The organism is Serratia sp. FDAARGOS_506 (assembly GCF_003812745.1).
Classification (GTDB): domain Bacteria; phylum Pseudomonadota; class Gammaproteobacteria; order Enterobacterales; family Enterobacteriaceae; genus Serratia.
The window spans coordinates 4,687,516-4,703,031 of the sequence record NZ_CP033831.1; the positions used below are offsets into that span (position 1 = coordinate 4,687,516).

Annotated in this window: 13 protein-coding genes; 5 read left to right on the forward strand and 8 right to left on the reverse strand. The window is 61.7% G+C overall.

Features of this window, described 5'->3' with window-relative positions; genetic code table 11:
- The first annotated feature begins 2 nt into the window (after positions 1-2).
- Together EGY12_RS22715 and EGY12_RS22720 are read left to right on the forward strand one after the other, a co-directional pair.
- Positions 3-1,991, forward strand: coding sequence for a ligand-gated channel protein (locus tag EGY12_RS22715; RefSeq protein ID WP_123895461.1), 1,989 nt, complete (start codon positions 3-5; stop codon positions 1,989-1,991).
- A gap of 54 nt (positions 1,992-2,045) precedes the next feature.
- Positions 2,046-2,993, forward strand: coding sequence for a siderophore ABC transporter substrate-binding protein (locus EGY12_RS22720; protein ID WP_123895462.1), 948 nt, complete (start codon positions 2,046-2,048; stop codon positions 2,991-2,993).
- Between the two features lie 33 nt (positions 2,994-3,026).
- Here the strand turns inward: EGY12_RS22720 and EGY12_RS22725 are convergent, their stop codons facing one another.
- Both EGY12_RS22725 and EGY12_RS22730 read right to left on the reverse strand, forming a co-directional pair.
- Positions 3,027-3,815 (reverse strand): ABC transporter ATP-binding protein, encoded by a 789-nt coding sequence (locus tag EGY12_RS22725; protein ID WP_123895463.1) that lies wholly within the window; start codon positions 3,813-3,815, stop codon positions 3,027-3,029.
- Positions 3,812-4,894 (reverse strand): iron ABC transporter permease, encoded by a 1,083-nt coding sequence (locus EGY12_RS22730; protein WP_123895464.1) that lies wholly within the window; start codon positions 4,892-4,894, stop codon positions 3,812-3,814. Before EGY12_RS22730 ends, EGY12_RS22725 begins: the two co-directional genes overlap by 4 nt.
- 362 nt (positions 4,895-5,256) lie before the next feature.
- On the opposite strand from EGY12_RS22730, the gene EGY12_RS22735 reads away from it, so the two are divergent.
- Positions 5,257-6,357: a GGDEF domain-containing protein gene (locus tag EGY12_RS22735; RefSeq protein ID WP_123895465.1), complete on the forward strand. Its 1,101-nt coding sequence runs from the start codon at positions 5,257-5,259 to the stop codon at positions 6,355-6,357.
- A gap of 44 nt (positions 6,358-6,401) precedes the next feature.
- Here the strand turns inward: EGY12_RS22735 and EGY12_RS22740 are convergent, their stop codons facing one another.
- The 3 genes from EGY12_RS22740 to EGY12_RS22750 all read right to left on the reverse strand — a co-directional run bounded on the left by EGY12_RS22740 (position 6,402) and on the right by EGY12_RS22750 (position 9,255).
- Positions 6,402-7,880, reverse strand: a complete 1,479-nt coding sequence (locus EGY12_RS22740) for an amino acid permease (RefSeq protein ID WP_025160186.1) — start codon at positions 7,878-7,880, stop codon at positions 6,402-6,404.
- A gap of 217 nt (positions 7,881-8,097) precedes the next feature.
- The gene (gene yieE, locus EGY12_RS22745) at positions 8,098-8,964 is read right to left on the reverse strand and encodes a DNA-binding transcriptional regulator YeiE (RefSeq protein ID WP_123895466.1); all 867 of its coding nucleotides are present in this window, start codon (positions 8,962-8,964) and stop codon (positions 8,098-8,100) included.
- 93 nt (positions 8,965-9,057) lie between these two features.
- Positions 9,058-9,255, reverse strand: a complete 198-nt coding sequence (locus EGY12_RS22750) for a hypothetical protein (protein WP_123895467.1) — start codon at positions 9,253-9,255, stop codon at positions 9,058-9,060.
- A gap of 193 nt (positions 9,256-9,448) precedes the next feature.
- Here EGY12_RS22750 and EGY12_RS22755 point away from each other — a divergent pair, with 193 nt between their 5' ends.
- A complete protein-coding gene (locus tag EGY12_RS22755) occupies positions 9,449-10,522 on the forward strand; it encodes a YeiH family putative sulfate export transporter (protein ID WP_123895468.1) in 1,074 nt (357 codons plus the stop codon).
- 90 nt (positions 10,523-10,612) lie between these two features.
- On the forward strand, positions 10,613-11,452 hold the full coding sequence (gene nfo / locus EGY12_RS22760) for a deoxyribonuclease IV (protein ID WP_123895469.1): 840 nt from the start codon (positions 10,613-10,615) through the stop codon (positions 11,450-11,452).
- A 61-nt stretch (positions 11,453-11,513) separates the two neighbouring features.
- Here nfo and fruA read toward each other — a convergent pair whose 3' ends face one another.
- Genes fruA through fruB form a run of 3 tightly spaced genes read right to left on the reverse strand, consistent with a single transcriptional unit; the run spans position 11,514 to position 15,279 of the window.
- Positions 11,514-13,196 carry a PTS fructose transporter subunit IIBC gene (gene fruA, locus EGY12_RS22765; RefSeq protein ID WP_123895470.1) on the reverse strand — a complete coding sequence of 561 codons (1,683 nt, stop codon included), beginning with the start codon at positions 13,194-13,196 and terminating at the stop codon, positions 11,514-11,516.
- Positions 13,197-13,207: 11 nt separating this feature from the next.
- Positions 13,208-14,149: a 1-phosphofructokinase gene (gene fruK, locus EGY12_RS22770; protein WP_015378523.1), complete on the reverse strand. Its 942-nt coding sequence runs from the start codon at positions 14,147-14,149 to the stop codon at positions 13,208-13,210.
- Positions 14,146-15,279, reverse strand: a complete 1,134-nt coding sequence (gene fruB, locus EGY12_RS22775) for a fused PTS fructose transporter subunit IIA/HPr protein (RefSeq protein ID WP_123895471.1) — start codon at positions 15,277-15,279, stop codon at positions 14,146-14,148. The genes fruK and fruB overlap by 4 nt, the downstream gene beginning before the upstream one ends.
- Positions 15,280-15,516: the final 237 nt, after the last annotated feature.

Sequence of the window (15,516 nt, forward strand, 5' to 3'; positions counted from 1 at the left end):
TCATGGAAACGCCACGTTACAGCAAGCTCGCCGCTCTGGTCGTCGCCTCACTCAGCGCCACCGCCGCGTTGGCCGCGCCGCAGGACGATACCCAGGACACCATGGTCGTCACCGCCTCCGGCTTCCAGCAAAAAATTCAGGACTCCGCCGCTTCCATCTCGGTGATCCCGCGCCAGCAAATCGAAGACAAGGCCTATCGCGACGTGACCGACGCGCTGAAAGACGTACCGGGCGTAGTGGTCACCGGCGGCGCCAGCAGCAGCGACATCAGCATCCGCGGCATGTCTTCCAAGTACACGCTGATCCTGGTGGACGGCAAGCGCGTTGATACCCGCGGTACCCGTCCGAACAGCGACAACGCCGGCATCGAACAGGGCTGGCTGCCACCGATGGAAGCCATCGAACGCATCGAAGTGGTGCGCGGGCCGATGTCTTCGCTGTACGGTTCCGACGCCATGGGCGGCGTGATCAACGTCATCACCCGCAAGACCTCCCGCACCGAGTGGAAAGGCTCGCTGCACGGCGACGCCACCCTTCAGGAAAACCGCGATTCCGGCGATCTGTTCCAGACCAACGCCTACGCCTCCGGCCCGCTGATTGAAGGCCTGCTCGGCGTGCGGGTCAACGGCCTGCTGTCGCGTCGTGCCGAAGATAAAATCGCCAACGGTTACAACGAGCAGCGCATGCGCAGCGGCACTGCGGTGTTCACCCTGACGCCAGACGAGAAAAACGAATTCGACTTCGAAATCGGCCGCTCGCTGCAGGATCGCAACAGCACGCCGGGCAAATCGGTGGTGGCGGAGCGCTGCAGCAAAGGCAAGTGCAAACCTACCTCTCGCAGTGAAAACCTCTATACGCGCACCAACTACTCGCTGACCCACAACGGTTATTACGACTTCGGTAACTCCACCAGTTACGTTCAGCGGGAAGAAACCAATAACCCGGGCCGCAAGATGAAGATGTACAACACCATCTTCAACACCCAGAACCAGTTCGAGCTGGGCTCCCATATGCTGAACCTCGGCGGCCAATACCGCTATGAGAAACTGGGTGACAGCGGCAACCAGCTGAGCTCGGCGAAAGACGTCAACCAGCTGACGCGCTGGAGCTGGGCACTGTTCGCCGAAGACGAATGGGCGCTGACCAACGACTTCAGCCTGACCAGCGGCATCCGTATGGACCGCGATCAGAACTTCGGCAGCCATTGGTCGCCGCGCATGTACGGCGTCTGGCACCTGACCGAGCAGTGGACGATGAAAGGCGGCGTCTCCGCCGGCTACCGTTCGCCGGATCTGCGCCAATCCTCCGCCAGCTGGGGCCAGGCCACCGGCGGCGGCGTGCGTAACGGCATCATCGTCGGCAACCCGGATCTGCAGCCAGAGAAGAGCCTGAGCGAAGAGATCGGCCTGATGTGGGATAGCCTGAAAGGCGTCAACGCCGGCGTGACGGTCTTCAACACCGACTTCAAAAACAAGATCACCGAAGTACGCCGCTGCGAAGACACGCCGGACTGCAAGATCGGCAACGATGTCTATGACTTTATCAGCGATCGCGTCAACGTCGACAAAGCCAATATGCGCGGCGTAGAAGCCACCTTCGGCTGGCAGATCAACAAAGACTGGAAGTGGAACACCAACTACACCTACACCGCTTCCGAGCAGAAGAGCGGCGACTTCCAGGGTAAAGCGCTCAACCAGATGCCGAAGCACATGCTCAACACCGTGCTGGACTGGCAGGCCACGCAGGACCTCAGCCTGTGGTCGCGCGTTAACTTCCGCAGCCGCACCTCAGACTACCTGAGCCGTACATCGATGGAAACCAGCACGCCGTCCTACACCTTCGTCGATGCGGGCCTGAGCTATCAGGCGGCGAAAAACCTGCAACTGACCGGCGGGGTTTACAACATCCTCGACAAAACCGTGGATTACGATCACTACCGCACCACGCTGGACGGCCGCCGTTACACCGTCGGTATGACCTACAACTTCTGATGCCCCGGGCGCGCGCTGCGCGCCCTTCTCATTCCATCACCATGAGGAAGCTCCATGAGATTACGTCGCTCCCCCCTGATGATCGCCCTGCTGGCCACGATGGCGCTGGCGGGTTGTCACAGCAAAACCGACGCGCCGGTAGCTCCGGCCACCGTCAACGTCCAGCACCTGAACGGCAGCACCGAGGTGAAAAAGCACCCGCAGCGCATCGTGGTGCTGGATTACGCCTCGCTTGAAACGCTGCAGCTGCTGGGCGTCGAGCCGCTGGCGCTGCCCGGCAACCGCCAGAACTTGCCGGATAACCTGAAGCGCTATCAGGATGACAAATACCTCAATGCCGGCACCCTGTTCGAGCCGGATATGGCCGTGCTGCGCGCCGCCAAGCCGGATCTGATCCTGATCGCCGGCCGGGCGTCCAAAGCCTATGACGAGCTGAACGCGCTGGCGCCGACGCTGAACATGTCCGTCGATCCGCAGGATCAGTTGGGCAGCCTGAAACAGCGCACGCTGCAGCTGGGCGAGCTGTTCGATAAGCGGCAGCAGGCGCAGGCGGCGGTCGATAAGCTGGATGCGCAGATCGCGGCGGTCAAACCGCAGGCCGCCCAGGCCGGGCGCGGGCTGGTGGTGCTGTTCTCCGGGGGCAAGATCAGCGCCTACGCCCCCAAGAGCCGTTTCAGCTTCGTCTATGACGCCCTCGGCTTCTCGTCTGCGCTGCAGTCCGACGAAAAAGACGTGCGCGGCAACAAGTTGACGCCTGAGCAGGTGGCCAAACTGAATCCGGACTGGCTGTTCGTTATCGACAGAGACACCGCAACCGGACGGCCGAACGCGGTAGCACCGCAGAAAATCCTTACCGGCACCGCGCTGAAGAAAACCACGGCGGTGAAAAAAGGCCAGGTGGTTTACCTGCCGGCGGCCGAGGTTTATCTGTCCGGCGGCATCGTCACCGCCCAGCTCGTCGTCGAACGCGTGAGCGAGGCCCTGAACCACACTGCACGATAAAGAAAGCCCGGCAATGCCGGGCTTTTTCTTGGGTTAAATCGTCGGCTGGTTTACCAGGCCGTCTATCAGCACCTGCGGCGTGCCCTGCGAGCAGCGTTCGATGCGCCCGCGCACGCCGTAGACCCGCGCCAGGCTCTGCGGCGTAATCACCTGATCCGGCGCGCCGTCGGCGATCAGATCGCCATCCTGCAGCATCAGCACGTGGTCGCCGTGGCGCAGCGCGATGTTGATGTCGTGCACCACCACCACCGTCACGATATTGCGCTTGCGGGTTTCGCGGCGCACCAAATCCATCACGTGGAACTGATAGTTGAGATCGAGCGCGCTCAGCGGCTCATCCAGCAACAGCAGCGAGGGCTGACGGATCAGCGACTGCGCCAATCCCACCAGCTGTTTCTGGCCGCCGGACAGTTGATCGAGGTAACTCAGCGCCAGGTGCGCGATGCCCAGCTGCTCCAGCAGGGCCATCACTTCCGCTTCGCTGCCGGCGTTGCTGCGGCCGCCCGAGGCGCGTTGCGCCACGATGATCGACTCCAGCACGTGCAGATGCACCCCGGCGGGCAACGACTGCGGCAGATACACTACGTTCTCCGCCCGACGGGCGAACGGCATCTGCATCAGATCGACGTCGTCCAGCCACAGCTTGCCCTGTGCCGGGTTCAACCCGGCCAGCGAGCGCAGCAGCGTCGATTTGCCGCTGCCGTTCGGCCCCAGCAGCACGGTGATTTTCCCACGCGGCAGCAGCGGCACCGAGAGATCGACAATCACCGGACGTTTCGGGTAACCCGCCGAGAAGTTTTCTATCCGCAAGCCCTGGCTCATACGTTCCCCCGGTGGCGCAGAATAATACTCAGGAAGAACGGCACCCCGACCAGCGAGGTAACGATGCCCACCGGAATGATCACGCCAGGCACCAGATTTTTCGACGCCACCGAGGCCATCGACAGTACCAGCGCGCCAATCAGCGCACTGGCCGGCAGATAGAAACGGTGATCTTCGCCGAAGATCATGCGGGCGATATGCGGTGCCACCAGACCGATAAAGCCGATCGGCCCGACGAACGCCACCGCCAGCGCCGAGAGAATGCTGATGCGCAGCAACGTGGCCAGCCGCAGACGGCGCACATCTATGCCGAAGCTCACCGCCCGGTCTTCACCCAGACGCAACGCGGTCAGTTTCCACGAGCTCATCATCGACAGCGGCAGCAGCACGGCGAATACGCCAAACAGGATGCCCAACTTGTCCCATGAGGCACGCGCCAGGCTCCCCATGGTCCAGAACACCAGCCCCTGCAGCGTGTCCTCGCTGGCGATGAACTGCATCATCGATACCAGCGCGTTGAAGGTAAACACCAGCGCGATGCCGAACAGCACCACGCCGGAAGTGGCGACCCGCGTCCAGCGCGTGATGCCGTCGAGCATCAGTGCGGCGAACAGCGCAAAGATAAAGGCGTTGGCGGAGATAAACCACTGATCGGGAATGCCGGGAATGCCGATGCCGAGCACGATCGCCAGCGCGGCGCCGAAGGCCGCGGCGGAAGACACGCCGAGGGTAAAGGGGCTGGCCAGCGGGTTATTCAGGATGGTCTGCATTTCCGCCCCGGCCAGGCCGAGCGCAAAGCCCACCACCACCGCCATCAGCGCGTAAGGCAAGCGGATGTCCCAGACGATCACCCGCGTGCCGGCATCGGCTGCGGCGGGGTCGAGCAGCGTTTGCCATAAGGATGACAGCGACAGGCCGGATGGCCCCATGGTGAAATCCAGCAGCAGCGAGCCCAGGATCGCCAGTGCCAACGCGCCCATCATCAACAGGCGATGGCGAAGAATATGCTGATAACGCCCCATCACGCCGGCGTCGGGTTGCCCCTTGGCTTCAGTCATGGGATCGGTGGATATGCTCATTAGTTAAGATACCTGTTACAACCATCATGACAGCGGCGCGAAAGCGACCGCCGTAGACCGGGAAGTGCGCGGCGACAGCCTGCGCGCAGCCGTCAACAATAAAGCAAACGATAATACTTATCAATCATATCTATCGGTAAAAACAGCATTGCCGAAATGTAATAATTTGTTTTTCCTCGCCATTTTTTAGTCCTTCAGATTCACCTCTGCCAAGGCCATTAGGTTCATTATTCTGAAAATTATTCCTGATCCGACCAGACTCTGACAAATAACGCCAAAACCACATAGAATCCAAAACCACGGCACCGCGCGTGCAAAAACTTTCAGGCCGCCGCAAGAGCGGCCTTATTAACGAGGCTGTAATGAGAAGTCCATCTCCGGCGATAACGCCCAAACGCCCGGCGCTGCTGAACTGGCTGTTGCACAGTCCGCTGCACGCCGACGACGAGCCGTTTCAACGCCAGTTGCGGCTCACGCTGACGCCCTCCCCGCTGACTCCCTGGCTGAATGCCGTAGGGCCGGCGGCGCTGCTGGTGGGGTACGCCTGGCTGAACCAGCGTCTGGTCGGCATCGGTTTGCTTCTATTGCTACTGCTGTTGACCGCCGGGCGCGCCTGGCTGGCGCAGCGGCGCCAACCGGCTTGGCCGAACGCCATGCTGGTGACGGTGTTGCTGTGGATGCTGCTGGTCGGCGCCAGCGCCGCGCTGGCGATGCTGTCGGGCCGTTTCGTGCTGATCCTGTTCGCCGGTCTGACGATCACTGCGTTGGCCTGCTGGCTGATGCAGCGCCATGCGGCCGCGCCGCGTTTTGCACTGCTTGAAGTGATCGCGCTGACGCTGCCCTACCTGCTGGCGGCCCCGCTGTCACGCGTGCAAAACCTGTTTGTCCTGGCGGACCTCGCGCCGCTGTGGCTGGTGCTGGCCCATGGCATGATCGCTCGCTATCACCGCCAGCTGGTGCAACGCGTCATGCTGGCGTGGGAAAAGCAACTGGCGTCCCACCGCGATCGCCTGACCGGTTTCCTCAACCGCGCCGGTGGCGAGGCGGTGATGCGCAGCATCTGCCGCCCTGGAGCGACGCAGTCGATCTCTCATCTGTTCATTCTTGAATTCGGCCCACTGGCGGCGCTCTACCAAAGCCACGGCGTACAGATTGGCGATGACGTGCTGCGCACCGTCGGCGAACGTCTCAAGACGCTGATCCGCCCCAGCGATTTTGTCTGCCGCTACACCGGCGGTCTGTTTTTGATTCTGGTGCACGATCTGCCTTACGGCGCGGAAAGCGAGTTCCTGGCGCGCATCATGCCGCCGCTGGAGACGCCCTATGATTTTGGCGCATTCGGCGAGGTGAACATGCAGCTTAGCGCCGGCATTTTGGCGCTGACGCAGGATTATGCGACGGTGGACGACTTGATGAGCTCAGCGCAGCAGGCGCTGGCGGAAGCCAAAGGCGGGAAAAAGTAAACCATACGCGGCGGGAACCCCCGCCGCGTATCACTCACCGAAAATTATTTCACGTCCATCTTCGGGAATTCCATTTCGCTGTACTTCACGACGCGGGTGCCGCGCGACAGCTTGTAACCGAACCAGATCAGCAGGAACAACGGAATACCGATGTAGGTTGCTGTCACGCCGTACCAGTCGATCTTGTCTTGCAGAAACGCCTGGTAGTTCTGGCCCAGGGTAATGATCAGGCACAGCACGAAGGCGAAGATCGGCCCCAGTGGGAAGAACCCGGAACGGTACGGCAAATCATTCAGATCGCGCCCTTGCAGCATGTAACCGCGACGGAAACGATAGTGGCTGATGGCGATGCCCAACCAGGCGATGAAACCGGTCATGCCCGAGGTGTTCAGCAGCCACAGGTAAACCGACTGGTTGCCGAACATCGAGGTCAGGAAGCACAACCCGGCCACCACGCAGGTCGCGTACAGCGCGTTGCGCGGCACGCCGCCTTTCGACAGCTTGGCGAAGATGCGCGGCGCCTTGCCTTCCGACGCCAGGGTGAACAGCATGCGGGTAGACGCGTACATGCCCGAGTTACCGGCCGACAGCACCGCCGTCAGGATCACCGCGTTCATCACCGCCGCCGCCGACAGCAAGCCGGCATGCTGGAACACCAGGGTGAACGGGCTGACGCTGATGTCCTTCACGTCGTTGCGCAGCAGGCTCGGATCGGTATACGGAATGATCAGGCTGATGATCAGAATGGCGAAGATGTAGAACAGCAGGATACGCCAGAACACCTGACGCACCGCGCGCGGGATGTTTTTACCCGGGTTTTCCGATTCGCCGGCCGCGATGCCGATAAGCTCGGTGCCCTGGAACGAGAAGCCGACGATCATGGCCACGCCGATCATCGCCGAGAAGCCACCGGCGAACGGCGCGTCCCCTATCGTCCAGTTCTGCCAGCCGGCATGCTCGCCGCCTTTCAAAATGCCGACGATCATCAGCACGCCGACGGCAATGAAGATAATCACGGTGCTGACCTTGATCAGCGCAAACCAGTATTCCGCCTCGCCGAACCCTTTCACCGAAATGTAGTTCAGCAGGAACATCAGGCCGAGGAACAGTGCGCTCCATATCCAGCCGGGGGTGTCCGGGAACCAGTAGCTCATCACCAATTGCGAAGCCACCAAGTCAACGGCGATGGTCACCGCCCAGTTGTACCAGTAGTTCCAGCCCAGCGCGAAGCCGAAGCCTTCTTCTACGTATTTGGCGCCGTAGGTGGAGAATGAACCGGAGACCGGCATAAAGGCCGCCAGTTCGCCCAAACTGGTCATCAGGAAGTACACCATCAAACCGATCAGAGCGTAAGACAACAGCGCCCCGCCGGGGCCTGCCTGAGAAACCGTGGCGCCCGAGGCGACGAACAGGCCGGTGCCGATGGAGCCGCCGATGGCGATCATGGTCAAATGCCGGGCTTTCAGCTCACGACGCAATCCGGGTGCTTGCTGCCCCGATGTTTTTATATCCTGCTGAGCCATTCGTACCCTATCTGCTCTTTGAAAAATGAGGGCGGATTGTAACAAATACCCGCCGGTGAACTAGCAACATTGCACTGATATAAGATAGCTTCATAATTCAGTGGCAATTATTAGCCACGGCCCTTATGGCCTTACTTACTCTCATTAATGTGAGCGCGCGCAGGTTTTTATGCTTTTTCCGGCCTGCGCGGCAGCAGAGGACGTGACGCGCTGCCAATTACAGCGCGCAATAGCTGAGAAAACGCTGTAATGCGTTGGAAATGTGCTTTTGCCGATGGCGGATCAGGTACAGGGTGCGCCGCAGCGGCGGCAGCGGCACCGGCAGCTCCACCAGCGCACCGCTGGCCAGCTGTTCCGCCACCACCCGCCGCGACAGGCAGCTGATGCCAATGCCGTGCCGCACTGCGTGCTTGATCGCTTCCGAGTTGCCCAGCTCCATCACCAGTTGGAAGTGCGGCAGATGCGACAGCAGCAGATGATCCAGCACCTCGCGGGTGCCCGAACCGCGTTCGCGCAGGATCCACTGTGCGTTAGCCAACGCCTCCAGCGTCGGCGGCTGACGGGTCAGCGGGTTGTCCGGCGCGGCGAACACCACCAGCTCGTCTTCCAGCCACGGCTGAGTCACCAGCTCAGGCATATGGCAAGGCCCTTCGATCAGCCCCAGATCGACGCGGAAATCCGCCACCGCCACGATCACGTCCTGGCTGTTGCCGACGTTCAGCTCCAGCGGTGTGGCCGGAAAGTCCCGGCGGTAACGGGCGATCATCTCCGGCAGCATGTAGTTGCCGATGGTGCTGCTGGCGGCGATGCGCAGCGCCCCGCCGTCATGGCGAAACAGCTGCTCGATCTCCCCCGCCTGCTCCAGCAGCGCCAGCGCCTTGGGATACAACAACCGGCCGTGCTCGTTGATCACCAGCCGTTTGCCGACGCGATCGAACAACTGCACGCCCAGCTGCCCCTCCAGATCGGCCAGTGCCGCGCTGACCGCCGATTGCGACAGCGCCAGCACCACCGAGGCCTGAGTGGTCGAACCGCTTTTTAGCACTTCGGTGAAGACTTCCAGTTGACGCAACGTGATATGCATAGCCGTCCCGGTATTGAAAAAGGATTCTGCAAGAGAATCGCAAAATGATGTGGGTAGCCCAGCGAGGCTACCCGGTATGCGGCCAATTCGGCGCTACTTGCCCAAGGCGACCAGCTGCGCCGCCGCGGCCAGCGCCGCTTCGCGCGGCGTGCCGGTTTCGTCCCGCTGTATTAAGTTCAACATCGCCACCAGGTGGTCGCGATCGACCACCTTGTTTTCTTCAATCAAACGCCGCACCGCACGCCCCACTTCCTGGTCTATCTGTTCTCTGCGTTGATCGTCGGTATCCATCGCCTGCTCCTGTACCGTTGGAAAGTTGTCGGCAGTTCGCCGCTCTTCCTCACCCTAGCCGCAATGCGGCTTTATGCCAATGCCTGACTCAATACCACTTATTCAGATAGGTTATAAATATATAATCAATTTCTCTTTTATTCAGCCCAAACGTACTCTTGGCAGCAAGAAACAGACTGAAGGACTGACTTTTATGGCGACTGATACCACTCACACTTATCCCGAGCGACGCTTCCCGCTGTTCGGCCTGCCGCGGCTGGTTCCGGGGCTGGTACTGACCGGCGCGCTCACCGCGCTGGCCGTCTGGGCCGGCGACATTCCCTGGGTGGCGGAGCTGGGCCTGGGCGCGCTGACGCTGGCGATCCTGCTCGGCATTCTGGTGGGCAACACGCTGTATCCTCAGTTGCAAACCGTTTGTCACGGCGGCGTGCAGTTGGCCAAGCAGCGCCTGCTGCGTCTGGGCATTATCCTTTACGGCTTCCGGCTGACCTTTCAGCAAATCGCCGACGTGGGCGCCAGCGGCATCATCATCGATGCGCTGACCCTGACCACCACTTTCCTGCTGGCCTGCTGGCTCGGCAAGAAAGTGTTTGGCATCGACAGCCAGACCGCAATGCTGATCGGCGCCGGCAGCAGCATTTGCGGCGCGGCGGCGGTGATGGCCACCGAGCCGGTGCTGAAGGCCGACTCCAGCAAAGTGGCGGTGGCGGTTTCGACCGTGGTGGTATTCGGCACCCTGGCGATCTTCGCTTACCCGTGGCTGTATCAGTTGAACGAACACTTCCAGTGGCTGCCGTTCAGCCAGGAAACCTTCGGCATCTACGCCGGCTCCACCATCCACGAAGTGGCTCAGGTGGTCGCTGCTGGGCACGCCATCGGGCCGGACGCCGAAAATGCGGCGGTGATCGCCAAGATGATCCGCGTGATGATGCTGGCGCCGTTCCTGTTGCTGTTGTCGGGCTACATCAGCCGTGGCAGCGCAGGCAAGGCGGAAAAATCCGCCATCACCATTCCGTGGTTTGCCGTGCTGTTTATCGCCGTCGCCGGGCTGAACTCCTTCAACCTGCTGCCGGCCACGCTGGTGCGTCACCTGATCACCGCCGACACCTGGATGCTGGCGATGGCGATGGCGGCGCTGGGGTTGACCACCCACATCAGCGCCGTGCGTCAGGCCGGGGTGAAACCGATTCTGTTAGCCACGCTGCTGTTCGCCTGGCTGCTGGTCGGCGGCGGTGCGATAAACCAACTGGTGCAACACTGGCTCTAATCATTCCCTTCTGCGGCCCGCTTCGGCGGGCCGCATTTATTCCACCCGCCATCAATGCCATAATGTCACCGATAACACAGGAGAATGAAGATGAAGTTTGTCGGTGCACATGTCAGCGCGTCAGGCGGCGTGGATCAGGCGGTTATCCGCGCGCACGAATTGGAGGCGACCGCGTTCGCCCTGTTCACCAAAAATCAGCGTCAATGGAAGGCCGCACCGCTGGCCGCCGACGTGATCGATAAGTTCAAGAGCGCCTGCGCGCAGTACGGTTTCGGGCCGGGCCAAATCCTGCCGCACGACAGCTACCTGATCAACCTGGGTCATCCGGTGGCCGACGCGTTGGAAAAATCGCGCGAGGCGTTCATTGACGAACTGCAACGCTGCGAACAGCTGGGGCTGACGCTGCTGAACTTCCACCCGGGCAGCCATCTGCTGCAAATCGATGAAGACAAGTGCCTGGCGCGTATCGCCGAATCGATCAACATCGCGTTGGATAAAACCGCCGGCGTGACGGCGGTGATCGAAAACACCGCCGGCCAGGGCAGCAACCTGGGCTTCAAATTCGAACATCTGGCGGCGATCATCGACGGCGTGGAAGACAAGAGCCGCGTCGGCGTCTGCATCGATACCTGCCACGCCTTCGCCGCCGGTTACGATCTGCGTACTGAAGAAGAATGCGAGCGCACTTTTAAGCAGCTTGGCGACATCGTCGGTTTCAACTACCTGTGCGGCATGCACCTGAACGACGCCAAGAGCGAGTTCAACAGCCGCGTCGATCGCCACCACAGCCTGGGGGAAGGCAACATCGGCAAAACGGTGTTCAGCTACATCATGCGCGATCCGCGTTTCGACAATATCCCGCTGATTCTGGAAACGGTAAACCCGGATATCTGGGCGGAAGAGATCGCCTGGCTGAAAGCGCAACAGTAACGCCGCGCCAAAACGACAAAACCGGAGCCTGGGCTCCGGTTTTTTTATGGCTGAATCGCCGTTACGCCACGCTGGCCGCCGGCACTTCAGCACGCTTCAGCAGGGCGTAAGCCACGCCAGCCAGCAGGGTCCCGGCGGCGATCGCCGCCAGGTACAGCAACACCGGCGTGATCGCGCCCGGGATCAGCAGCACAAACAATCCACCGTGCGGTGCCATCAGTTTGGCACCGAACGCCATCGACAGCGCACCGGTCAGCGCACCGCCGGCGATGCAGCACGGCAGCACGCGCATCGGATCGCGGGCGGCAAACGGGATCGCCCCTTCAGAGATAAAGCACAGGCCCAGCACCAACGCCGCTTTGCCGCCTTCGCGTTCGGATTTCTCGAACTTGTGGCGTGCCAGCAGCGTCGCCAGCCCCATCGCCAGCGGTGGCACCATACCGGCAGCCATGATGGCCGCCATTGGCGCATACACCGAGGAGCTGAGCAGCGCCACGCCAAAAGCGTAGGCCGCTTTGTTCACCGGGCCGCCCATGTCGGTACACATCATCGCGCCAAGGATCGCTCCCATCAGCACCGCGTTGGCAGTGCCCAGCGACTGCAGCCAATGGGTCAGGCCTTCCATGATTTTCGCCACCGGCGTGCCGACCACGTAAATCATGATAAGACCGGTAATCAGGCTGGCCACCAGCGGGATGATCAGGATCGGCTTCAGCGCTTCCATGCTCTGCGGCAGGCGCAGCTTGCTGCTGATCGCTTTGGCGACGTACCCCGCCAGGAAACCGGCGATGATGCCGCCGAGGAACCCGGCGCCGGTGCTCACCGCCAGCATGCCGCCGATCAGGCCCGGCGTCAGGCCCGGACGATCCGCGATGGAAAAGGCGATGAAACCGGCCAATACCGGCACCATCAGCGCAAAGGCGGAGCCGCCGCCGATCTGCATCAGCGCCGCAGCCAGCGTGCCTTTGACTTCAAACGCCTTGATGCCGAACACGAACGACAGCGCGATGCACAGACCGCCGGCCACCACCATCGGCAACATGTAAGACACGCCGGTCAGCAGGTGGCGATACGGGCCGTTGCCCTCTTTCTTCTTACCCGCCGGCGCCGCGTTGCCGCGCTGCTGCGGCTGGAATACCTCGGCCGCGGTCAGCGCCCTATCCAGTTCCTGGGCAGTTTTCTTCAGCGCCAGGCCGGTGGAAGTGCGGTACATCGGCTTACCGGCAAACTTATCCAGATCCACCTCGATATCCGCCGCGACGATCACCAGATCCGCCGCCGCCACCTCTTCCGGGGTGATGGCATTGCCGGCGCCGACGGAGCCGCGCGTTTCCACCTTCACCCACCAGCCGCGTTTCTTCGCTTCACTTTCAATGGCTTCGGCCGCCATAAAGGTGTGCGCCACGCCGGTTGGGCAAGCGGTGATCGCCACAATGCGTTTTTGTCCAGCGACTTTCACCGGCGCCGCCTGCGGCGCCTGATAGGTTTCAGCTTGAGTCTTGGCGCGCGCCAGAAACGCGTCCGGTTCACGCACCGCCTGTTCCACGTCGCCCACATACACCAATTTGCCGTTCAGCTCGGCGTCAGCAGGGGCAGACTGCCCCGCCACCGCCACCAGTTCGGCGTCCTGCAGTGTCTCGACCAGCGTCAGGCCGGCTTTGGCCGCGGCGGCCTCCAGCATGCGTTTCGCCAGGTGGCCACGAGCCTGCCCCAGCGAACTGTCTACCATCAGCAGCGTTTTCATTCTGCCTCCTGCTATTGATTGAAAGGTTTCAGATCGACGCGCGCCATCATCGCGGCCAACTGGGGACGATCGGTCACGCCGACGTTGCTCTGGCTGACCGCCAGCGCCGCTACCGCCGTGGCCAGACGCAGGGTGTGTTCGCTGGATTCGCGCATCAGCAGGCCATAAATCAGGCCCCCAACCATCGAATCGCCGGCGCCCACGGTGCTGACCACCTCACAGGACGGCGGTTTGGCGATCCAGGCGCCGGAAGCGTTAACCCACAGCGCGCCTTCCGCGCCGAGAGAGATCACCACGTGGGCGATGCCCTGTTCGCGCAGCGCATGCGCGGCCTCGACCACGTCCGCCAGCGTCGGCAGCGGGCGGCCGGCCCAGATTTCCAGCTCGCGGCGGTTCGGCTTCACCAGCCACGGTGAGGCCTTCAGCCCGGCGACCAGCGCTTCGCGGCTGCTGTCGAAAATGATGCACGGGCACTTGGCGCGCAGCTGGGTCATCCAGTCGGTAAAGGCATCGGGATCGACGCCGGCCGGCAGGCTGCCGCTTACCGCTACCATGTCGAACTGGCCCAGCCAGCTCAGCGAGTCGCTGACGAAGCGATCCCAGTCCTGCGGCGTGACTTCAAAACCGGAGAAGTTGAAGTCGGTGACTTCGCCGTCTTTTTCCGTCAGCTTGACGTTAATGCGGGTGCGGCCCGGCACCACCTGGAAGCGGTTGGCGATCCCCAGATCGCTGAACAGCAGCTGGAAACCGTCCTGATTGTCTTTGCCCAGAAAACCGCCGACGGTGACGTCGATGCCCAAATCCTTCAACACTTTGGCGACGTTGATGCCCTTACCGGCGGCGTGCAAGCCGGCGGTTTTTACCCGGTTGACTTCCCCGCGCTCGATCTGCGGGCAGAAACCCACCAGATCGTACGCCGGGTTCAGGGTGATTGTTGCTACTCTTCTGCTCATGCTGCGCCCTCGCCCAGTCCTTCATTAATCGCTTCGCCGATCGCCTTCAGCGCGGCTTCAGCATCTTCTCCATTGGCGGTAAAGCGCAGGTGATGCCCTTTCTTCACGCCCAGCGCCACCACCTTCATCAGGCTGCGCCCGTTGGCCGGCTTACCGCTGCCGTCCAGGTTGGTGACGGTGATATCACTGTTGAAACTTTTGATCACGTTGACCAACGCCGTACCCGGCCGTGCGTGTAGGCCATGCTCGTTGCGGATCACGAACTCGGCGCTCAACACGCTGCTTTCCTCAGCCACTTCGCTGGTCAGTAGCGCCAGCACTCCGGCGGCATCCGCCTTCAGCAAGCGTTCAGCTTTGTTGACCAGCAGCAGATCGCCGAGGTAGTTGAGCACCGCCAGCGGCTGTGCATCGGCGACCGACACCGTCAGCAGCAGCGCCACTGGCTCGCCGTCTTCAACGAAAGCCTGCGCCGGGCGGCTGACGGTGGCCGCGCTGGCCAGGTTGCCTTCGACGCTGTCGCTCAGCCAGATGCCCTGCCCCAGGTTCAGCGGCTTGCGGGTGATGGCATCGCTGACGAACTGCGCGTTGACCGCACCAATCTTTTGCAGCCGGCCGGCGTTCAGCGCCTGCAGCGTCATCAGGCTGTCAGCCGCGACGTCGAGCGCAATCAGCGAAACGTCGAACTGGAATTCGGCGCTCTGCTGCTCGCCCATCAGCAGGCTGCGCAGTTCTTCCGCAGAGGTGGTTTTCGCCAGCCGTTCCGCCACGCTGTCATCGCTCAGCACGTGAGTAAGCTGGCGCAGCAGCGCCAAATGCTCATCGGAACGGGCGGCGATGCCGATCGCCACATAGGCGGTCTGGCCTTCGCCCCAGGCAATGCCCTGCGGGAACTGGAACACCTGCACGCCGGTTTTCAGCACCAGATCGCGGGTATCGGTGGTGCCGTGCGGAATGGCGATGCCGTTGCCCAGGTAGGTGGACGTCTGCAGTTCGCGCTGCAGCATGCCGTCCACGTAGCCGGCGCTGACGCAGCCGGCTTCGGTCAGGGCGGCGGCCACCTGGCGAATGGCTTCCTGTTTACCGTCGGCAACGGCACCCAGATGAATGTCTTGCGGTGACAACTGGAACATGATTCTCCTCTCCTGCTGAATTGAATCGTTTCAGCTTCATTGAGAAAAAGGAGCGCTATCCGCTCGCCACAAGCGGCCGGATAACGCTGAAACGTTTCAAGGAGTGTGTGAGCAGCGCAAGACGAAAGCAAGCTTTCTCACTTTCGCCATTGCAGATTTTTGAGCTTACGCACACTTTCGCCGGCACATTGGTCAGCGCCGGGGCGAAATGACATACTGTGCTGAAACTTTGCTGAC